This is a genomic window from Novosphingobium decolorationis, from assembly GCF_018417475.1.
Lineage (GTDB): Bacteria > Pseudomonadota > Alphaproteobacteria > Sphingomonadales > Sphingomonadaceae > Novosphingobium > Novosphingobium decolorationis.
Map to the genome: position 1 here is coordinate 3,025,498 of NZ_CP054856.1, position 19,053 is coordinate 3,044,550.

17 protein-coding genes are annotated in these 19,053 nt (G+C 67.5%); 11 read left to right on the top strand and 6 right to left on the bottom strand.

Annotated features, from left to right (window positions below; translation table 11 throughout):
* Window positions 1-5: 5 nt before the first annotated feature.
* From HT578_RS14185 to HT578_RS14210, 6 genes are all read left to right on the top strand, one after another.
* Window positions 6-1,400, top strand: coding sequence for a spinster family MFS transporter (locus HT578_RS14185; protein ID WP_213500171.1), 1,395 nt, complete (start codon window positions 6-8; stop codon window positions 1,398-1,400).
* Window positions 1,400-2,056 carry a carboxymuconolactone decarboxylase family protein gene (locus tag HT578_RS14190; RefSeq protein ID WP_213500173.1) on the top strand — a complete coding sequence of 219 codons (657 nt, stop codon included), beginning with the start codon at window positions 1,400-1,402 and terminating at the stop codon, window positions 2,054-2,056. The genes HT578_RS14185 and HT578_RS14190 overlap by 1 nt, the downstream gene beginning before the upstream one ends.
* Before the next feature lie 139 nt (window positions 2,057-2,195).
* Window positions 2,196-2,426, top strand: coding sequence for a biotin/lipoyl-containing protein (locus HT578_RS14195; RefSeq protein ID WP_039389519.1), 231 nt, complete (start codon window positions 2,196-2,198; stop codon window positions 2,424-2,426).
* 10 nt (window positions 2,427-2,436) lie between these two features.
* Entirely contained in the window at window positions 2,437-3,564 is a 1,128-nt protein-coding gene (locus HT578_RS14200) for a Gfo/Idh/MocA family protein (RefSeq protein WP_213500175.1), read from the top strand.
* Window positions 3,565-3,694: 130 nt separating this feature from the next.
* Window positions 3,695-4,690, top strand: a complete 996-nt coding sequence (locus HT578_RS14205; protein ID WP_213500177.1) for a thiamine pyrophosphate-dependent dehydrogenase E1 component subunit alpha — start codon at window positions 3,695-3,697, stop codon at window positions 4,688-4,690.
* Window positions 4,687-5,709, top strand: coding sequence for an alpha-ketoacid dehydrogenase subunit beta (locus HT578_RS14210; RefSeq protein WP_213500179.1), 1,023 nt, complete (start codon window positions 4,687-4,689; stop codon window positions 5,707-5,709). The genes HT578_RS14205 and HT578_RS14210 overlap by 4 nt, the downstream gene beginning before the upstream one ends.
* 116 nt (window positions 5,710-5,825) lie before the next feature.
* Here the strand turns inward: HT578_RS14210 and HT578_RS14215 are convergent, their stop codons facing one another.
* Window positions 5,826-6,800, bottom strand: a complete 975-nt coding sequence (locus HT578_RS14215) for an acyl-CoA dehydrogenase family protein (protein WP_213500181.1) — start codon at window positions 6,798-6,800, stop codon at window positions 5,826-5,828.
* Window positions 6,797-7,981, bottom strand: a complete 1,185-nt coding sequence (locus tag HT578_RS14220; RefSeq protein ID WP_213500183.1) for an acyl-CoA dehydrogenase family protein — start codon at window positions 7,979-7,981, stop codon at window positions 6,797-6,799. Before HT578_RS14220 ends, HT578_RS14215 begins: the two co-directional genes overlap by 4 nt.
* A 104-nt stretch (window positions 7,982-8,085) precedes the next feature.
* Between HT578_RS14220 and HT578_RS14225 the strand changes: the two genes are divergently transcribed.
* Both HT578_RS14225 and HT578_RS14230 read left to right on the top strand, forming a co-directional pair.
* Complete coding sequence (locus tag HT578_RS14225) at window positions 8,086-9,231, top strand: acyl-CoA dehydrogenase family protein (protein WP_213500186.1); 1,146 nt, start codon at window positions 8,086-8,088, stop codon at window positions 9,229-9,231.
* Entirely contained in the window at window positions 9,231-10,142 is a 912-nt protein-coding gene (locus HT578_RS14230) for an acyl-CoA dehydrogenase family protein (protein WP_213500188.1), read from the top strand. The genes HT578_RS14225 and HT578_RS14230 overlap by 1 nt, the downstream gene beginning before the upstream one ends.
* A gap of 111 nt (window positions 10,143-10,253) precedes the next feature.
* Here HT578_RS14230 and HT578_RS14235 read toward each other — a convergent pair whose 3' ends face one another.
* Together HT578_RS14235 and HT578_RS14240 are read right to left on the bottom strand one after the other, a co-directional pair.
* Window positions 10,254-11,468 carry an MFS transporter gene (locus tag HT578_RS14235; RefSeq protein WP_239026300.1) on the bottom strand — a complete coding sequence of 405 codons (1,215 nt, stop codon included), beginning with the start codon at window positions 11,466-11,468 and terminating at the stop codon, window positions 10,254-10,256.
* 19 nt (window positions 11,469-11,487) lie between these two features.
* Window positions 11,488-12,408 carry an SDR family NAD(P)-dependent oxidoreductase gene (locus HT578_RS14240; RefSeq protein ID WP_213500192.1) on the bottom strand — a complete coding sequence of 307 codons (921 nt, stop codon included), beginning with the start codon at window positions 12,406-12,408 and terminating at the stop codon, window positions 11,488-11,490.
* Window positions 12,409-12,542: 134 nt separating this feature from the next.
* On the opposite strand from HT578_RS14240, the gene HT578_RS14245 reads away from it, so the two are divergent.
* Window positions 12,543-13,898, top strand: coding sequence for an aromatic ring-hydroxylating oxygenase subunit alpha (locus tag HT578_RS14245; RefSeq protein ID WP_213500194.1), 1,356 nt, complete (start codon window positions 12,543-12,545; stop codon window positions 13,896-13,898).
* Window positions 13,899-14,084: 186 nt separating this feature from the next.
* On the opposite strand, the gene HT578_RS14250 is transcribed toward HT578_RS14245, so the two are convergent.
* Both HT578_RS14250 and HT578_RS14255 read right to left on the bottom strand, forming a co-directional pair.
* Window positions 14,085-14,930: a TauD/TfdA dioxygenase family protein gene (locus HT578_RS14250; protein ID WP_213500196.1), complete on the bottom strand. Its 846-nt coding sequence runs from the start codon at window positions 14,928-14,930 to the stop codon at window positions 14,085-14,087.
* A gap of 97 nt (window positions 14,931-15,027) precedes the next feature.
* Complete coding sequence (locus tag HT578_RS14255; RefSeq protein ID WP_213500198.1) at window positions 15,028-15,774, bottom strand: SDR family NAD(P)-dependent oxidoreductase; 747 nt, start codon at window positions 15,772-15,774, stop codon at window positions 15,028-15,030.
* A 169-nt stretch (window positions 15,775-15,943) separates the two neighbouring features.
* On the opposite strand from HT578_RS14255, the gene HT578_RS14260 reads away from it, so the two are divergent.
* Window positions 15,944-17,545 (top strand): AMP-binding protein, encoded by a 1,602-nt coding sequence (locus tag HT578_RS14260; RefSeq protein ID WP_213500200.1) that lies wholly within the window; start codon window positions 15,944-15,946, stop codon window positions 17,543-17,545.
* Between the two features lie 95 nt (window positions 17,546-17,640).
* Complete coding sequence (locus tag HT578_RS14265; RefSeq protein WP_213500202.1) at window positions 17,641-19,053, top strand: aromatic ring-hydroxylating oxygenase subunit alpha; 1,413 nt, start codon at window positions 17,641-17,643, stop codon at window positions 19,051-19,053.

Here is a 19,053-nt window from a genome sequence, read left to right on the forward strand (position 1 = left end):
CGCGCATGCTGACCGACACCTCCATCGCCGAGAGCGAGGTTGCGACCGGAGAGGGGGCCGTTGCCACTGGCGCGCCGCCCGAACTTCCGGGCATGGCCTACCGCGCCTATGTCCTCGCTCTCCTGACGCTGATTTCGGCGCTGAGCGCGGTGGACCGGCAGATCCTCGACATTCTGGTCGAGCCGATCCGCGCCGATTTCGGCCTTTCCGATGGCCAGCTCGGGGCGCTGAACGGCATCGCCTATGCCGGTGTCTACGCGCTGGCCGTGATCCCGCTCGCGCGTCTGGCGGATCGCTATCCGCGCAAGATCGTGATTGCAGCCGGCATCGTCATCTGGAGCCTGGCCACGACCGCCTCCAGCCTTGCCCGCAATTTCACCCACCTGTTCGTCGCGCGCATGGGCGTGGGGCTGGGTGAGGGGGGGCTCAGTTCACCCGGCCCTGCGCTCCTGTCCGACCTGTTCCCGCGCCACCAGCGCGGCACGGTGACCTCGATCTACATGACCGGCCCCGCCATCGGCATGGGCCTGGCTTACGCAATCGGCGGCTACGTGGTCGCCGCCTATGGCTGGCGTGCGGCGTTCCTGGTTGCCGGGCTTCCCGGTCTGGTGCTGGCCGCGCTGTTCTACCTCACCGTGCGCAACGTGCCCAAGGGCCTGGCGGATGGGTTGCGCGCCGATCCTCCGCAGCCGGGACTGGGGCGGACGCTCAAGGCTATCGCGGCCTTGCGCACGATCCTCTGGATGATCGTCGCGCTCGCCTGCCTCGCGCTCATGGTCAACGGGTTGCTGCGGTGGATTCCGGCCTATCTTACCCGCACGCAGGGGCTCGCGCCGGTCGAGTTCGGGGCCTGGCTCGGGGCTGCGGTGGGGACCGGCAGTTTCGTCGGCCACCTTGTCGGCGGGCCGCTCGCCGATTGGGTGGGGCGCCGCGATCCGCGCCGCCAGATGGGCATTGGTATCGCCGCCAGTCTGGGGGCTGCGCTCACAATTGTCGTGCTCTTCAACGCCCCTTCGATGGGGGTCTTCTATGGCCTTGCGGGCTTCCTGTCGTTCACCGGCGGGATCTTCGCGGCCCCGCTCATCATGGTCTGCACCACGCTGCCGCCCGTCTGGGCCCGCGCGACGACGGCGGCGATGACGCTGATGGCGGTCTACCTCGTGGGCTATGGCTTCGGACCGGCGCTGCTGGGGGTTCTCAGCGATGCGCTCGCTCCATCGTTTGGAGAGGATGCGCTGCGCATCGCGCTCCTCTCCAGCACGGTCCTGGCGCTTCCCGCCACGTTCAGCTTCGCCATGGCCGCGCGCCACTATCGCGCTGACCTTGCCCAGAGCGAACGCCAGCTCGCCCGCGATGCCGGACGGACCGACACCCCCCATCCCGACAGGGAGACCCCGTGATGACGACACCGCCCCGCCGCCTGCCCAACCTCCCGCGTGAGGAATGGACCGAGCCTGCACGCGATGTCTTCGCCTTCTGGGGCGAGCCCAATGCGCGCGAGGAAGGCTCGCGCACCAACATCATGATGGTGCTTGCCAACCACCCGGACATGGCCATGCCCTACAACCATTGGGCCAGGCACCTCCTGATGACCAACACGCTGCCCACCCGCGCGCTCGAACTGCTGATCCTGCGCGTCGCCTGGCGGGTGAAGAGCGCGTATGAATGGCACAACCATGTCGGCTACGGCCTCAACGCCGGGCTCACCCTCGAGGATATCGCCGCGATCCGCGACTACCCCGAAGGCGCGGGGCGCTGGGGCGAGGCGGACCGCCTCGTGCTCGATGCGGTCGATGATCTTATGGACCAGCATAGCGTTTCGGATGCGACCTGGGAGGGCCTCGCGCGCCATTATGACCGGCGCCAGATGATGGATCTGGTCATGTCCATCGGCCACTACGTGATGACGAGTTGGGCGCTGTCCTCCTTCGGCGTGCCGATAGAGGGCGATGTCGATCCCATCGGCTTTGATCTCAAGACCGCCTCGGGCGCAGGGCCGGCCCGTACCTTCAAGCCGGGCGAAGTCGACGATTGGGCGACGCGCAACCAGGCCTGAGCGCTCATTCCCGGCCCGCGCGCCATCGCCGGGCCGATAGAATGGCGGGCAGGCAAACGCGCAATTGCAGCGGGTCGGGTGCGGGGTCAGAACAGATCCCGACATCACTTCACGAACATGAGGGCGGAGGCATAGCAGCATGGCGACCGAGATCATCTTTCCCAAGATCGGCTTCTCGATGACCGAGGGGCAGATCGCGGAATGGACCTTTGGCGAGGGCGAGGAAGTGACCGAGGGCGAGTGCCTGTTCCTGCTCGAAGCCGACAAGTCCACCAACGAGGTGGAGGCCCCGGCCTCCGGTATTCTGCGCATCGCCGTGCCCGAGGGCGAGACGGTCCAGGTCGGCACCATCGTCGGCATGATCGAATAAGGCTTAGCCGATGACGTTCAAGGTCGGTATTGTCGGCGCTGCCTGGGGCGGCATGGCCCATCTTCCCGCCTGGCGCGCGGTGCCCGGCGTCGAGGTGACCGCGATCTGCACCTCGCGCGAGGAGACCGCGCGCGCGGCCGCGCAGAAGCTGGGGGTGGAGCGCGCCTTCTGGGACGCCCACGAAATGTGCCGTGACCCCGATATCGACATCGTGGACCTGGGCACCCGGCCCAATTTCCGCCAGCCCTGGCTCGAGACCGCGCTCGCCCATGGCAAGCACGTCTACAACGCCTCGCCACACGCACCGGGATGGGAAGGCGCCAAGGCCATCGACGCGGCCTGGCAGGCCTCGGGCGCGGTGGGCGTGGTCGATGCCTTCATCGAATACGTGCCCGCCGTGCGCCGCCAGATCGAACTGGTGCACGAAGGCTATATCGGCACGCCCATCGGCGGGACCTGCCATCTCAACATCTCGCTGTTCAACCGCGCCTCGAAGCAGTTTCCCTACAACTGGTTCGCGCGTGGCGACGCGGGGGTTTCGGGCCTGCGCAACAATGGCAGCCACGCGCTCTACCCGCTTCTGGCCATGCTGGGACCGGTCGAGGAGGTGGTGGCCGACGATCGCCAGGTCCTCTCCGAATGGGTCTATGAGGACGGCGAGCGGGTCACGCCCGAGACGACCGACACCGGCAACGCGCTGCTGCGCTTTGCGAACGGGCCCATCGTGCAGCTCCAGGCGGGCTGGGCGATGACGATGCACGATGGCTGGCTGCTCGACATCTACGGGACGCAAGGGCGACTGGTTACCCGCGCGCCCACCTTTCCCAGCGCGCAGGACTGCACGCTGTGGGGCCTGAGGGCGCAGGACAAGCCCAACCCGCACGCGCCGAGTGACCTGCAGGCGCTCGACATCCCCGAGGCGTACCGGGTGGACCCGGACCTGGCCATCGACGCAAGCTTCCCGATCCCCCCCTGCTTCCCGATGGCGTTGGCCATGCAGCGCATGGTCGCCGCGATTGGAGGCAAGGGCGCCGCGGCGCCCGACTTCGCCCGCGCGCTGGAAGTCGAGCGCTGCCAGGAGGCGATGTCCCGCGCGCAGGCGGAGAGGCGCTGGGTTGCGCTGTCCGAGGTGGCCTGAATAAGCCTGTTTTACAGGTGTTTGTTCGGGGTGTTCCCGAGATATCGCCGTGGCGCAGCGGCTCTCGTTGACCTTGCCCGCGTGGCCCCTGACAGTTCCCCTCGACGCCTGAAGCGAGCGAGGTTTTCCCATGACCCAACCCAGTAACGCCCCCCAGCCGGATTCCGCCGCGCTGACCGACATCTTCCGCCGGATGCTGCGGATCGAGCGCAACGACGACGCGATCCTCTCCACCATCCGCAAGGGGCGCCTGCAGATGCCCTACTACTCCGCGCGCGGGCAGGAGGTGATCCCGGCAACGATCTCCCACTTCCTCACCGACGAGGACCAGATCTGCACGATCTACCGCGGCATCCAGGACATGGTCGCCAAGGACATGCCGCTCAAACCCCTCTGGGCCGAGATCGCGGGCCGCATCGATGGCACCTGCAAGGGGAAGGGCGGCCCGATGCACCTCACCCACCCGCCGACGGGCGTGATGGTGACGACGGGCGTCGTGGGCTCCTCGATGCCGATTGCCAACGGCCTTGCCTGGGCGGCCAAGCTCGACGGTTCGCGGCGCGTGGTCATTGCCTATTTCGGCGATGGCGCCTCCAATATCGGGGCCTTCCACGAGTCGCTCAACCTGGCCTCGCTCTGGAAGCTGCCGGTCATCTTCGTGTGCCCCAACAATGGCTTTGCCGAACACACCCGCTTCGAGAACGGCACTTCGGTCGACCAAATCTCCAAGCGCGCGATCGGCTACGGCATGCCCGGCTTCACGGTCGACGGAAACGACCCCTGGGAGATGTACGCGCAAGTCTCCACCGCGATTGCGCGGGCGCGCGACGGAGAGGGGCCAACCCTGCTCGAATGCACGACCTTCCGCTTCCTCGGGCACGTCCTGGGCGATGACAACAAGTACATGGCCGAGGGCGAACTGGCCGCCGCGAAGGAGAAGGACCCGCTGCCCCTCTTCCGCCAGCGCCTGCTCGACGAAGGCCACGTGGACGAGGCGACGCTTGCCGCGATGCAGGCGAAGATCGAGGCGGAGGTGGCCGAGGCCCGTGACTTCGGCCTCGCCAGCGAACTTCCGTCGGTGGACGAGATCCGCCGCGATGTCTTTGCCCAGGAGATGATGGCATGAGCACGACGACAACCCGCGCGGCCACAAACAACACTGGCACGAGCAAGATGAACAGCCTCCAGGCCGTGAACGCGGCGCTGCATCAGGCCATGGCCGCCGACGACAAGGTGCTTGTGCTTGGCGAGGACATCGCCGACCCCGAAGGCGGCGGCGTGACCGGCGCGACGGCGGGCCTTTCGACAAAGTTCGGGGGCGAGCGCGTGCGCTCCACCCCGATCTCGGAGCAGGCCATCATCGGCGCGGCCATTGGCGCCGCGCTTGCCGGGTACAAGCCGGTGGCCGAGATCATGCTGATGAACTTCACCACGGTCGCGATGGACATGATCTTCAACCACGCGGCCAAGCTGCGCTTCATGTCGGGCGGGCAGACCTCGGTGCCGATCACCATTCGCACGCTGACGGGCGCGGGCTGGCAGACCGCGGGCCAGCACGCCGACCACCTCGAAGGCTGGTACGCGCACGCAGCCGGGATCAAGGTCGTCGCGCCGTCCAATCCGGTCGATTACAAGGGCCTGCTTCTGTCGTGCATTGACGATCCGGACCCGTGCATCTTCATCGAGAGCGCGGGCTCGCTGTTCGTGCCCGCCGAAGTCCCGGACGACCAGGGGCCGATCCCGCTCGGCAAGGCGCGCATCGTGCAGGAGGGTTCGGACCTTACCATTGTCACCTGGTCGAGCCAGACCGTGCGCGCACAGATGGCGCTCCCCGCGATGGCCGAGGCGGGCCTGTCGGTCGAACTCATCGACCTACGCACCATCTCGCCCTGGGACCGCGAAACCGTGCTCGCCTCGGTGCGCAAGACCGGGCGGCTCCTTGTCGCGCACGAGGCCGTGCGCGATTTCGGGCCCGGCGCGGAAATCGCCGCGACTGTTTCGGAAGAGCTGTTCGGCGTTCTCAAGGCCCCGGTTCGTCGCCTTGGCGCGCCCAAGTGCCCGGTGCCCTTCGCGAAGGTCCTGGAGGACGCCTATATCGTCCAGCCTGACCAGATGGTTGCCGCTGCGCAGACGCTGATGGGGTGAGAGAATAAGTTGATTCAAGGGGCCATTGCCCCTTGACCCCCAAATGGGCAACCTCACCTGTCTCGGCCACGGTGGCGCGCGTAAGGTGAGGTTGCCCGTTCGGAATTCCTTCGTGACTATCCCGCAGACGTCCGTTCCAGCACCGCATCGCCTGCGCTTTCGTTCCAGAACGCCGCGCTGCCACCCAGCGTGCGGTTCAGGAACGCGCGTTTCAGGAACAGGTGGACCGGATACTCGACGGTGAGGCCGATGCCGCCGTGGAACTGCACCGCCTCCTCGGCGACCTGCTTGTAGACCTCGCAGCAGTGGGCTTTCATTGCGCCGAGCGCGAGGGGAGCGGCCTCGCTACTGGCCTCATAAAGCGCGGTTGCGGTTTCCAGTGCGACCTTGAGGTCGGCGGCGCGATGCTTGAGCGCCTGGAACATCGCGAGCGGCCGGTCGAACTGCCGGCGGGTGCCGAGGTACTCGATCGCCATGGCCAGGACAGCTTCGGCTCCGCCCAGCGCATCGCCCGCAAGGCCAAGGCACAGAAGGCCGTCGAGCCGTTCGGTCAGGGCCGCGGCTTCGGCACCCGCCGCCAGCGGGATGCGCGGGGCATCGGGTGCGGGTTCGACGCTGAACAGGCGGCGCGAGCCATCCCAGGTGGGAAAGGGCGTGATCTTTGCGCCTGCAAGGCCGACCAGAGCCACCTCGTCGGCGCTGCGCACAAGGATTTGGCTTGCCGTATCGGCATCGGGCACGGCGCTAAGGCCGTCTCCGGCGATGGTGAGCGAGGTCGTGATCGCCGCGCCCGCCATGGCGTTTTCCAGCAGCTCCTCGCGACCGGGGACGTCCGGGGCCTGGACCAGGGCCTCAAGCGCGAGGAACTGGGCCAGAGCCGGCCCGGGCATGCGCGCGCGGCCCATTTCGGTGAAGATCACGGCCAGGTCGCGCCGTTCGAGGCCAAGGCCGCCGAGCGCTTCGGGCACGCCGGCCATGAACCAGCCCAGCTCGGCCATTTGTGCCCAGGAGCCTTCGGCGTCCTGCGCGGCCTGCCAGTCGGGAAAGACCTTGCGGGCGTTGTCTTCCAGTTCGCGGCGCAGGGCGCTCATGGCCTGGCCTCCGTGATCCAGTTCTTCGGTTCGCGGGGCATTCCCAGCATGCGCTCGGCAATGATGTTGCGCTGCACTTCGTCGCTCCCGCCCGCGATGGTCCAGGCATAGCTGTTCATGAAATCGGCCATCCAGTTTCCGCTGTTGAGATCGCCGAAGGTGATCGGCGCGTGCATCTGTCCGGCAAGGTCCGCCAGTTCGACGCCAAGGTTCGTCCAGGCGCGCAGGCAGCGCGAATAGGCGAGCTTGACGATGGAGGCATCGCCCACGCGTTCGTCCTCGTCCATGCGCTTCTGCAGGAAGCGGTCGGCCAGCGCGCAGACCGCATCGACCCGCGTCGCGAGCGCGCCAAGCTTGCGCAGGACACCGGCATCGCAGGTGCGCCCGGCGGCGTGGACCGCCTCGCTAAGCCGCAACATCGCGCCGCGCATGCGGTACGAGAGTTCCATCAGCGTCAGCCCGCGTTCGGAGGCGAGCGTGGCTTGCGCGACGGCCCAGCCTGCGCCTTCCTCGCCCACGCGCTGGGAGACCGGGATTTCGACCTCGTCGAGGAAGATCTCGGCGAATTCCTCGTCGCCCTGGATCTGGTGGATCGGGCGCACGCTGACACCCGGCAGGCGCATGTCCATCAGGAGGTAGGTGAGCCCTGCCTGCTTGGGTCCATCGGCTGAGGTGCGCACCAACAGCAGGCACATGTCGGCGTACTGGGCCATGGTCGACCAGACCTTCTGGCCCGAGACGACATAGACATCGCCGCGCCGCTCGGCCCGGCTGCGGATCGCGGCCAGATCGGACCCCGCGCCCGGTTCGGAAAAGCCCTGGCACCAGGTCTCACCCTCGAGGATGCGCGGCAGGTAGTGGCTGCGCTGCTGCGCGCTCGCGCATTCGGCCAGCGTTGCAAAGGCGTGGTAGGTCGACACGAACGAGAGGAGGAGGCGCGGCGTGTCGGCGCGCGCCAGCTCTTCGTAGATGATCTTCTGTTCGGCCAGCGACCGCCCGCCACCGGGCCATTCCCTCGGCCAGTGCGGCACGGCGTAACCCGCCCCCACCAGCTTGGCGAACCAGGAGCGCTGCGAAGCGACGAAGGCTTCGTGCGTGGAGGCCGTGCGCCAGTCCCGGGGCGCTTCGCGCGCGATCCAGTCGCGGATTTCGCGTCTCAGGGCGTCGTCTTCTTGCGTCATGGAGCAAGCTAGGCCCCATTGTGCGCGCGACCTTCAAGCTCGCCGCCGCGATATCGGGCGCACGATGCTACCGCGCGGGGGTGGGGCGGGTTAGGCCCCTGTGCATGGACTTTGACTGGACGCCCGACGAGCAGGCCTTCCGCGAGCGCCTGCGCGATCTTCTCGACACGACCCTGCCGGACGACTGGGAGCGCTTTGCGCAGCATGGCCCGGCCTCCCCGGACCTGACCCGCTATGCGCAGACCTTCTGTGGCAGGCTGGCCGAGGAAGACCTGCTCATCCCGCACTGGCCGGTCGAGATCGGCGGGCAGGGGCAGGACCCCTGGCACCAGACGATCCTGGCCGAGGAAATGTGGATCGCGGGCGAGCCGCGCGGCGGGCAGTACATGAACGTCAACTGGATCGGCCCGACGCTGATCCGCTACGGAACACCCGAGCAGCAGGCGCGCTATCTTCCGCCGATCGCGCAAGGAAAGGCGCTGTGGTGTCAGGGTTTTTCCGAACCGGGTTCCGGCTCCGACCTTGCTTCGCTGCGCACGCGCGCGGTGGCCGATGGCGGTGACTACGTGGTCAACGGGCAGAAGATCTGGACCAGCTATGCCGGACTTGCCGACACCTGCTTCCTCCTGTGCCGGACGAGCGAGGATCGAAAGCGGGGCATCACCATTCTGCTTGTGCCGATGGATACGCCCGGCATCACCGTGCGCCAGATCCCCTCGATCATTGGGGAGGGGGACATCCACGAGGTCTTCTTCGACGACATGCGCGTGCCCGCCAGCGCCCGGCTGGGCGAGGAAGGGCAGGCCTGGGAAATCATCGCCTATTCGCTGCGCAACGAGCGGCTGGGCATTCCACGTTATGCCCTCGCGCGAAGCGCGCTCGACCGTGCCGTGTCAATCCTGCAGGAACGGGGTGACTTCGTGCGCGAGGCGGTGCGGATCGAGGCGGCAGGTGCGGCTGCGCTGTGCGAGGCAGCCCGCCTCGCCAGCTACGCCATCGTCACCCGCCGCGCCGAAGGCGAGACGATCGGGCAGGAAAGTTCCTCGGCGCGCTACGCCACGGTCATGTGCGAGCGGCGGGTGTGCGAATTCATCGTCGAGCACCTGCCCGAGGCGCTGGCCGACGCGCACCCTTATCTCAAGATGCACCACCAGCGCGGCATCGTCGCGGGGATCGCGGCGGGCGCCGCCGAGATCCAGCTCAACATCATCGCCAGCGACGTGCTGGGCCTGCCACGGGAGGCGCGCTGATGCAGGTTGCCCTCAACGAGGACCAGCGCGCCATCCGTGACGCGCTTGATGCCCTGGCCCGCCCCTTCGAGGAGGCGCCGATGCACGAAGCGCCGTTGGTGGCCGCCAGCCCGGACTTTGCGCGGGCACTGGCCGAAAGCGGCTTTCTCGATGTTGCCTGCGACCCGGACTTGGGCACCGCGACGGCGGGCGTGGTGGTGGAACGCCTCGCCCGTCTGCCCTTCGCCGTGGAAGCGGCGACGCGCGCCTTCTTTGCGCCATTGCTGGAGGAGGGGTCCGGGCCGGTCTGTCTGGTCGAAGGGACACGCACGCCCCGACTCGTGCGCTTTCTGGAGCCGGGGGCCTGCGTGATCGTGCTGGAGGAGCAGGGTGTTACCTGTTTCACCGCAGGGGAAGGCCAGTTGCAGCCTGAGCCTGACAGTCTCTTCGCCTATCCCATGGCGAGCCTGCTGGAGATTCCCGAGGAGCGCACGGCGCTGCCGATCACGCCGAGCGAGGCGCGCACACGTGCCCGCGCGGCGCTGGCGGCCGAGGCGGCCGGACTGATGGCCGCCGCGCTTGCCAGCGTGTGCGCGCATCTCTCCGAGCGCACGCAGTTCGGGCGCAAGCTGGCGACCTTCCAGGCCTTGCGCCATCGCCTCGCCGAAGCGCAGGTGCGCACCAACGGGGCGTATTGGATGGCGATGAAGGCGGCGGCCACGCTTGATCCGGCCGATGCTGCGCTCGCGGCCTGGCACGCGCAGGAATCGGCGACTTCGACGGTCTACGACTTTCACCAGTTCCTTGGCGCCATGGGCATGACGCTCGAACATCCGCTGCACTTCTGGACCTACCGTCTGAAGGCCCTGATCGGGGAACTGGGCGGGCGCGGAGCAAGCGCGGCGGCGGCAGCGGATGCGCTCTGGGGGTGAGGGCGGCTCCCCGAACCCGTCGACCTCACCTTGCGCAGGCTGCCTTAGCTGAGAGAGGTGAGGTCGCCCATTCCGGGGTCAAGGGGCGATGGCCCCTTGAAATTGGACTTCTTACTCATGCCCGAACGCGGGCCGGGGCAGGCTGAACAGCGCGAGGCTGGCTGCAACCATGAGGACGAGGGTCGTGAGCAAAAACATGTCGTATCCCCCGGTCCGGTCGTAGACCGCCGAGGCCGCAAGCGGCCCGAGTGCCGTGCCGACGGAGAGAGCGACGAGCAGCCCTCCGTAAAGCGCACCGAAGGCCTTGAGGCCGAAGTGGCGCGTCGCGAGGTAGACGATCACGTCGACCTCGGCGCCCAGTGTCAGTCCGATCAGCACGGCGACGGGAACCGCGCCTTGCGCGCCCGCGCCCAGCAAAATGAGCCCGCTCGCGACGGGCAGGAGGAAGATCGCCGCTCCTACGTAGGCCGCGGGAAAGCGGTCGAGGAGGAGGCCGGTGCCGAGCCGTCCGGCGATGGAGAAAAGCCCGATCAGCGAGGCCAGTGCGGCGGCCCGTGCGGGGGGCAGTCCGGCATCGGTGAGGATGGGCACGAAATGGACGACCAGCGCCAGCACGGTGAAGGTGAAGAGCAGGCTCGCGACGAGGAGGCGCAGGTAGACAGGCGAGCGCAGGCCTTCGAGGAAGCTCACGCCTTCGGGGGCGGGCGTGCGGGAGGCGGGCGCATCGTCCTTTGCCGGGGGCGGCGTGCGTCCTGTGCGGAACAGGACGAGGATCACCGGCCAGGCCAGCGCCATCCAGGCGAGGCCCTGCCAGGCCATCGCGCTCTGCCAGCCGTAGGCGGCGATGAGACGCGCGCCCAGCCAGGGGAACAGCGCGGCGGCAACCGAGGCTCCGCACAAGGTGATCGCGAAGGCGAGGCCGCGCGAGCGGGCAAAGCGGCTGGCGACCGCGGCCGTCCAGACAGTTGCCTGCACCGGCAGCGTGGCCAGCGCCATCAGGGTCCACAGCGCGTACCATTGCCAGGCACTGCCGCTTGCGGTGCCGAGCAGGGTAAAGGCCGCGCAGGTGAGCGGAATGCCGATGATGCCCAGGATACGCGGGCCGACCTTGTCGACGAGCATGCCGATGGGCACCCCGAACACGGCCTGGATCAGTGTGGCGATGGTCATGCCGAAGGTCGTGGTCGCACGCGACCAGCCGAAGCTCTCGCTGATCGGCTCGATATAGACGCCAAGGCCATAGATATGAATGACGCTGGTGGCGTAGCCAAGGGCGGCGGCCAGCGGCACGCCCCAATGCGCCTTCCATTCCGCGCGGGCGGTCACAGGATGCACCTTCCGCTTCCTATTCGGCGGGAAGGCGGCCGTTCCTGGCCATCTCGAAACTCTGCCCCAGGTGCGCGCGGTAGCCATGGAGGCCGAGGTCGGCGTAGGTCGCCGGATCGGCGATTTCCTCCATGCGCGCGGCGACTTGCTCGATGGTCCAGTGGGGCTGGAAGACGCCGTGGGTCTCGAGCATGTCGATCTTGGCCATGCGCCCTCCGATCGCAACCAGCGCTTCACCCGAGAGTGCGCAGTCCTCGTGCGCCAGCCAGCCCACCATGGGCGCGACGAGTTCGGGGCCGAGCGGGGGATACTGCGAGGTGTCGAGCCCGTCGGCCATGCGCGTCATGGCGCCGGGCAGGATGAGATTGCTGCGGATACCGTGCTCCTCGCCCTCCAGCGCGATCACGTTGGAGAGGCCGATCATGCCCGACTTGGAGACCGCGTAGTTCACGCAGGCCTGGTTGCCATAGAAGCCGCCGATGGAGGAGGTAAGGACGACGCGTCCGTAGTTCTGCGCCTTCATGTGCGGGAAGGCCGCGCGCACGAGGTAGAACGCGCCCATCAGATGCACGTCGAGCACCGAGTGGAAGTCCTCGACCGCGATCTCGTCGAGCGCGCCGTAGCGCACGTTGCCCGCGTTGTGGATGAGGATGTCGACGCGCCCGAAGGCGTCGAGCGCGCTCTGGACGATGGCGCTCGCCCCTTCGCAAGTGGCGACGCTGTCGACAGAGGCGAGCGCCTCGCCGCCCGCCGCTTCGATCTCGCGCACGACCTGCTGCGCCGGGCCCTCGTCCTCCCCTTCGCCCAGGATCGCGCTGCCGTTGTCGTTGACGACGACTTTCGCGCCCCTGTTGGCGAGCAGGAGCGCATAGGCCCGTCCCAGGCCCCGCCCGGCGCCGCTGATCACGGCCACGCGGCCATCGAAGCGCAATTCGTCCATCGTCCTCTCCTTCTGACCCGCATTGGCTAGGCTCCGCTCGCGGTGTGGCGCAACGCGGCTCACGAGCTTTCGCCGGGGCGATGAAAGGGAGGCAACCTTGTGGGTGGCTGGAGGTCGGGCGCAAGAATCCGGCCATGGCACACGAACCCCAGATCGCGCCCGCAGCCGACCTTGCAAAGTCGGTCCTTGTCCCCGCCGAGGCCTATGTCTCGCCCGAGTATGCCCGCGCCGAGCAGGATCGCTTGTGGCGCAAGGTCTGGCTCCAGGCGGGGCGGGTCGAGGACCTGGTCGCGACCGGTGATTTCATCACGTATGACATCGGCCCGGATTCGGTGGTTATCGTGCGCACGGGTCCTGACAGCCTGAGGGCGCACCACAACGTCTGCCCCCATCGCGGGCGGCGGCTGGTCGACACGCCGCCGGGCGCGCGCAATGCGCAAGGGCAGGCGCGCGGGTTCATCTGCGGCTACCACGGCTGGAGCTTCGGCCTTGATGGTGCGAACACCCACGTGCCGCAGGAGGACGACTGGCAAGGGGCCTTGTGCAACGGGCGCGCCGATCTGACGCCGGTGCGCGTGGATACCTGGGGTGGGTGGATCTGGATCAGCCTCGATCCCGAGGGGGAGAGTCTGGAAGCCTATCTTGGCGTGCTCCCGGAGATGCTCGATCCCTATCGCCTGCAGGACATGCGCGCGCGCTGGCGCAAGTGGATCGTGTTCGAGTGCAACTGGAAGGTGGCGATGGAGGCCTTCTGCGAGACCTACCATGTCGCCACGACCCACCCCGAGTTCAACGCCTTCGGCCAGTTCCGGGGCTGGGCGCGCCAGGAGGGGCTCCATTCGCACATTGGCTATGAGACGGCGAAGGATAGGGAGGAGGACGCGGGCAAGTTGCGCGTGGGGACCGGCGATGCCCGGCTCTCGACCGCCGAGATGCAGCGCTTCACCTGGGAGAATGCGAATACCAACACGACCATGACGATGGTGCGCGCGGCCGAACGGCTGGCGCAGGAACTGCCCGAAGGAACTCCGCCAGCACAGGTTTCCGCCCACTGGATCGCGGCCTCGCGCCGGGACGATGCCGCGCGCGGGGTCGACTGGCCGGTGGTCGCCCCCGCACACACGGCGAAGGCGGGGACGGCCTGGCAGGTTTTTCCCAACTTCCAGATCGGGCAGGCGGTGAACAACATGCTGTGCTACGCCGCGCGCCCCTATGGAAGCGACCCGGACAGATGCATCTTCGAGGCGGCGGTCTACGAGCTCTACCCGGAAGGGGAGGCGCCCGAGACAGCGTGGACCTACACCGAGCCGCACGAATGGCCGCCGGTGTTGCAACAGGATTTCGGCAACATGGCGGCCGTCCAGCAGGGCATGAAGAGCGCGGGGTTTCGCGGTGCCCAACCCAATCCCTACATGGAGCGCGCGGTGGCCAGCCTGCACACGAACCTCGCCCGCTACATGCAGGCGGGGATGCCCGAGGCGCAGGACTGACCGAAGCCGTTGGCTGCGCGGGGAAGACAGGTAAGAGAAGCAGTCACTTCAAGGGGCCATCGCCCCTTGACCCCAGAATGGGCAACCTCACCATTCTCTACCCAAGTTGCGGGTGAGAAGTGAGGTCTCCAGTTCGGGCAGCCCGAGGGCGATGGCCCTCGGAACTATCTTCCTCTTTACCTTGCCTCAGGCGAAGGGCTCTTCGCCCTCCAGCTTGGTGCGCACCATCAGGCGGCCGCTGGTCACATCGTACCACTCGGCGCGGTGCATGGTGCCGGTATTGTCCCAGATGACGAGGTCGCCCTCGGACCATTCGTGGCTGTAGGTGAATTCCTCGCGGGTGGCCCATTCGCGCAGTTCGTTGAGGAGCAGGCGCCCTTCCATCACGTCCATGTCGACCACGGTGTGCGCGGTGTTGCCGATCACCAGCGACTTGCGGCCGGACTTGTGCGTCCAGACCAGCGGCAGGGTGTTGTCGCCGATTGCCTGCATGCCCTTGAGCATCGCGACGGGCGGTTCGGGGTTGTAGAAGAACAGCGTCGCCCAGGCACCGTGGCGCACCTTGAGGTCTTCGATCCGGTCCTTCTCCTCCTGCGGCAACGCGTCGTAGGCGGCGTAAGTGTTGGAAAACCCGGTGTTGCCCGTGCCCTTGGGCGAGGGTTTCTTGCACGAGAGGATCGAGGCGAGGATTGGCACCTCCTGCATGGTCCCGTCGATGTGCCAGTAGAGCGAGCCCTTGAGGTACTCCGCGGTCGGCCCGGCGATGGCGGGGTCGATGCTGATCTTGGTGACCTCTTCCTCATCGCCCTTGCGCTCGGGCGCGTAGGTGCCGAGCGTCTTGGTGAAGGCGATCTGCTCCTCGTTGGTGAAACCGATCTTCGGGAAGACGAGTACGCCGCGGTCTTCCAGCAGGTCGCGCAGTGCATCGCCGAGCGACCCGGAAAGAAGTTCTTCCTTGGAATTCAGGACGTAGGCGCCGATCTTGTCCTTGATGGTCTCGTGCGTGAGCGTCGTCTGGGTCTCGACGGCCATGGCAAATCCTCCCTTGTTCTGGGGCTGAATATAGTTCGCCCGGGCGCGTGGATGAAGCACGCCCCGGCGATATCGGGTGGCAGGGCCGGGGTGCGTGTCAGGCCGAGCCCATGTAGCGACCACCGTTCACGCTGATCGTCTGGCCGGTCACGTAGCTCGCGCCCTCGCTGGCCAGGAACACGCAGGCCGCCGCGATCTCGTCAGGCTGGCCCACGCGCTTCATCGGCAGGGTCTGCGAAAAGGTGTCGATGTCGACCGGGGCGGCGCGCAGCGCCGGGGTGTCGACGAAGCCGGGCGGCACCATGTTGAAGGTGACGCCGCTCGCGGCAAATTCCAGCGCGAGGGCCTTGGTCATGCCCAGCACACCGCCCTTGGAGGTGACGTAGTGGACCTGTGCGAAGGAGCCGCTCTGCACCGAGGAGGAGGTGATGTTGACCACACGCCCCCAGCCTGCTTCCAGCATCGCGGGCAGCATCTCGCGGATGCACAGGTGCGGGCCCTTGAGGTTGATGTCCATGATCTGGTCCCACTGCGCGTCGGTGATCTGGGCGTAGGGCACGAAGGGCGCGATCCCGGCGTTGTTCACCAGGATCTGGATCTCCCCGAAGGCGTCGCGCGTGGCCTTGGCGGCCGCGGCGATCTCGGTCGCATCGGCGCAGTTGGCGGTGCAGGCGATCGCCGTGCCGCCCGCCTGCGTGATCGCCTCGACCGTCTGGGCCACGCCCTCGCCGTTGAGGTCCCAGGCACCCACCTGTGCGCCCTCGCGGGCAAAGCGCTGGGCGATCGCGCGGCCAATTCCCGAGCCCGCGCCGGTGACGACGGCGACCTTGCCTTCAAGCTGCATTCTCTTCCTCCGGGTCTGCTTTTGGCCGGGACATAGCGCGAAGCGCGCGCGAGGCCTGCGCATCGCCTTGCGGTATCACCCGCGCGATGAGTGGCATCGCCCTGCGCCTTGCCGGTTGCCTTCGCGTGCGCGCCTGCCTTGACTGCGCGCAACAAGGAGGTGGAGTGAAATGACGCGCCGCGAGATCGAAGGCTGGAGCCTGCGCTGGGACGAGGAGCGCGCGCAGGCTGCGCGCCGCGAGGGATGGTGGCGCGACGAGACGCTTGCCGATCTCGTGCCGCGCCTCGCTGCCGCCGAGCCGGACCGGCTGATGCTGGTGGAGGGTGAGGTGCGGCTGAGCGCGGGCGAACTGCACGAACGCGCGCTGCGCCTGGGCACCTGGCTGGGCGAGCGCGTCGCGCCGGGCGGTGTCGTCTCCTTCATGCTGCCCAACTGGCACGAGGCCGCGACGATCTACCTTGCCGCGACTTACGCCGGGCTTGTCGCGAACCCGATCCTGCCCTCGCTGCGCACGCGCGACACCGCCTTCATCCTGCGCGACTGCAAGAGCCGCGTGGTCTTCGTGCCCGAGACATTCCGCCGTTTCGACTACGCCGCGATGCTGACCAGCATTGCCGCCGAGATGGAGCACGGCCCCGAGATCGTCGTCGTGCGCGGCACAGGGCCGGTCGCGGGCACGCAGGACTATGCGGCGATCCTGGAGGCGAGCGCGCCCCGTACCATCCGTCACCCCGATCCCGACGCGGTGCGCATGGTGATGTACACCTCGGGCACGACCGGGCGGCCCAAGGGTGTGCTGCATACCCACAACTCGCTCGGCGCACTGCTGCACCAGATCGGCGCCTACTGGCACGTTGCGCCGGGGGACCGTTTCCTCGTTGCCTCGCCGATCAGCCATATCGGCGGCTCGATCTACGCCTTCGAGGGGCCGGTGCTGCTGGGCAGCGTGGCCGTGCTGCTCGACCAGTGGAACGCGCAGGAGGGGCTGCACCTCATGCAGGCGGAAAGGATCACCCATATGGCGGGCGCGACCCCGTTCCTCGAACAGATCCTGCGCGCGGCGCAGGCGCAGGGAGACCATCTGGACGCGCTCAAGGTCTTCATCTGCGGAGGAGCCTCGGTGCCGCCCGCGCTGATCGAGGAGGCGAGCGCCTGGTTCACGAGCGCCCGCGTCAGCCGGGTCTACGGCAGCACCGAGGTGCCGGTCACGACGGTCGGATCTCTGGATGAAAAGGGCATGCCCGAGGCCGCGCAGACCGACGGCAAGGCGGGAATAGCGCAGGTCATCCTGGCTCCCGACGGCGAGATCCGCGCGCGCGGCCCCCAGATGCTGGCGGGCTATATCCGGCAGGAAGACGAGGAGGGCGCGTTCGATGCCGCAGGCTTCTACCGCAGCGGCGATCAGGGCGCGCTTGATGCAGGTGGCTTTCTCACCGTCACCGGACGGATCAAGGACCTCATCATCCGCAACGGGGAGAACATCGCGCCCAAGGAGATCGAGGACCTGCTCTCCGGCCACCCCGCGATTGCCGACATCGCCATCGTCGGCTTGCCCGACCCGCGCACTGGCGAGCGCGCCTGCGCGGTCATCGTGCCAAGCGACGGCGCCATTCCCGACGTGCCGATGCTGGCGGACTACCTGTCGGCCGCTGGCGTCACCCGCTTCAAGTATCCCGAGCAGGTGGTCCTGCGCGAGGCCCTGCCGCGCAACGAGGCGGGCAAGGTCCTGAAGCACGTCCTGCGCGCCGAACTGGCCGAAATGGCCGTCTGACATCGCCCGAGCGGTGGCTGGGGCGGGCGCCTTCGTGATCGGAGGGGCGGGCGTTAAGCATCGCTGCAAACATGTTCGAGAGAGGATCCTTCGCCATGGCCGAGGCCGACCCTGCCGCCCGCTTCGATGTGCCCCATCTCGTCACCAATCCGGAACGTATCCCGGCGGCACGCTACTACGACGAGACCTTCTACCGCGCGGAAACCGAGCGGCTCTGGCCCCATGTCTGGCAGATGGCGACGCGTCTCGAACTGATCCCCAACGTGGGCGACTGGATCGAGTACAGCAATCTGGGCCAATCGGTGATCGTGGTGCGCACCGGCGAGGGCAGCGAGGGCGTGAAGGCCTACCACAACGCCTGTCGCCACCGCGGCGTGCCCATCGCCGAGCCGGGCGGGCAGGGCAACTGCAAGAGTGCGGGCTTCATCTGCCCCTTCCACGGCTGGCGCTGGAACATGGAGGGCGACAACACCTTCGTCTACGGCAAGCACTTCTTCTCCGAGGAGCAGCTCGACGCGGCCGACCTGGCGCTGCGTCCCTGCCGCGTGGAAACCGCGATCGGCTGCGCCTTCATCAACTTCGACGAGGCGGCTCCGTCGCTGCGCGAGAGCCTGGGTCCCGTGCTCGAAGCGCTGGAAATGCGCGGGTTCGACGATCTCAAGGCCGAGTGGTGGTATGCCACGAAGCTGCCGGCGAACTGGAAGATCGCGATGGAGGCCTTCATGGAAGGCTACCACGTGATGAAGACGCACCCGCAGCTCCAGCACAAGCTGCCCCAGCTCTACAACACGATGTACGGCATGGACACAGGGGGCATCGGCCTGCCGATCAACCCCGGCCTCACCGTGCGCGAGAACGTCCAGGCCCAGTTCGAGCACATGAAGCTCCTGAACGAGGGCATGGCGGGCATGGTCCACGCCAAGGAAGTGGAGATCGCCAGCCACCTTCTCGATGTCGAGCTGCCCGAGGACCCGGCCCAGGCCATCCCGATGTGGTACGGCATCGTCCAGCACCAGGTGGTCGAGCAGCTGCGCGCGCGCGGCGAGGACATTCCCGACCTTAACACGCTGGCCCAGACCCATCCGGTTCAGGCGGTGGAGTTCCTCTTTCCGCACTATTTCCTGCTGCCCACGATGAGCAGCGCGTCGGCCTACCGCATCCGTCCGCTCGGCCCCGAGGAGTGCCTGTTCGAGCTGTGGTCGCTCACCCATTTCGCGCCCGAGGACAACCACCAGAGCGTCACCGAGCCGACCCTGCTGCCCTACGACAGCGAGGAGTTCCCGCCGATCCCACGCCAGGACTATGGCAATATCCCGATCCAGCAGCAGGGCCTTCACGCGCAAGGCTTTGACTACATGCGGCTCGGACGCGGTGTGGAGGGGCTTATCAGCAACTACAACCGCGTGATCGACGGGCACTTGAAGGGCATCGATGGCGAGCGGCTGAGCGCGGCGACGCGCAAGCTGCAGCACAATTTCGATGGCCAGATCGAAGATCTGGGTTTCTGA

What these genes read in the sequence shown, in the direction of transcription:
- HT578_RS14250 (WP_213500196.1), bottom strand. Translation starts at nt 14,930, where the DNA reads ATGGCCGTCGAGACCCAGACGACGCTCACGCACGAGACCATCAAGGAC.
- HT578_RS14230 (WP_213500188.1), top strand. Translation starts at nt 9,231, where the DNA reads ATGCAGGTTGCCCTCAACGAGGACCAGCGCGCCATCCGTGACGCGCTT.
- HT578_RS14215 (WP_213500181.1), bottom strand. Translation starts at nt 6,800, where the DNA reads ATGAGCGCCCTGCGCCGCGAACTGGAAGACAACGCCCGCAAGGTCTTT.
- HT578_RS14195 (WP_039389519.1), top strand. Translation starts at nt 2,196, where the DNA reads ATGGCGACCGAGATCATCTTTCCCAAGATCGGCTTCTCGATGACCGAG.
- HT578_RS14200 (WP_213500175.1), top strand. Translation starts at nt 2,437, where the DNA reads ATGACGTTCAAGGTCGGTATTGTCGGCGCTGCCTGGGGCGGCATGGCC.
- HT578_RS14190 (WP_213500173.1), top strand. Translation starts at nt 1,400, where the DNA reads ATGACGACACCGCCCCGCCGCCTGCCCAACCTCCCGCGTGAGGAATGG.
- HT578_RS14210 (WP_213500179.1), top strand. Translation starts at nt 4,687, where the DNA reads ATGAGCACGACGACAACCCGCGCGGCCACAAACAACACTGGCACGAGC.
- HT578_RS14220 (WP_213500183.1), bottom strand. Translation starts at nt 7,981, where the DNA reads ATGACGCAAGAAGACGACGCCCTGAGACGCGAAATCCGCGACTGGATC.
- HT578_RS14255 (WP_213500198.1), bottom strand. Translation starts at nt 15,774, where the DNA reads ATGCAGCTTGAAGGCAAGGTCGCCGTCGTCACCGGCGCGGGCTCGGGA.
- HT578_RS14225 (WP_213500186.1), top strand. Translation starts at nt 8,086, where the DNA reads ATGGACTTTGACTGGACGCCCGACGAGCAGGCCTTCCGCGAGCGCCTG.
- HT578_RS14265 (WP_213500202.1), top strand. Translation starts at nt 17,641, where the DNA reads ATGGCCGAGGCCGACCCTGCCGCCCGCTTCGATGTGCCCCATCTCGTC.
- HT578_RS14205 (WP_213500177.1), top strand. Translation starts at nt 3,695, where the DNA reads ATGACCCAACCCAGTAACGCCCCCCAGCCGGATTCCGCCGCGCTGACC.
- HT578_RS14240 (WP_213500192.1), bottom strand. Translation starts at nt 12,408, where the DNA reads ATGGACGAATTGCGCTTCGATGGCCGCGTGGCCGTGATCAGCGGCGCC.
- HT578_RS14185 (WP_213500171.1), top strand. Translation starts at nt 6, where the DNA reads ATGCTGACCGACACCTCCATCGCCGAGAGCGAGGTTGCGACCGGAGAG.
- HT578_RS14245 (WP_213500194.1), top strand. Translation starts at nt 12,543, where the DNA reads ATGGCACACGAACCCCAGATCGCGCCCGCAGCCGACCTTGCAAAGTCG.
- HT578_RS14260 (WP_213500200.1), top strand. Translation starts at nt 15,944, where the DNA reads ATGACGCGCCGCGAGATCGAAGGCTGGAGCCTGCGCTGGGACGAGGAG.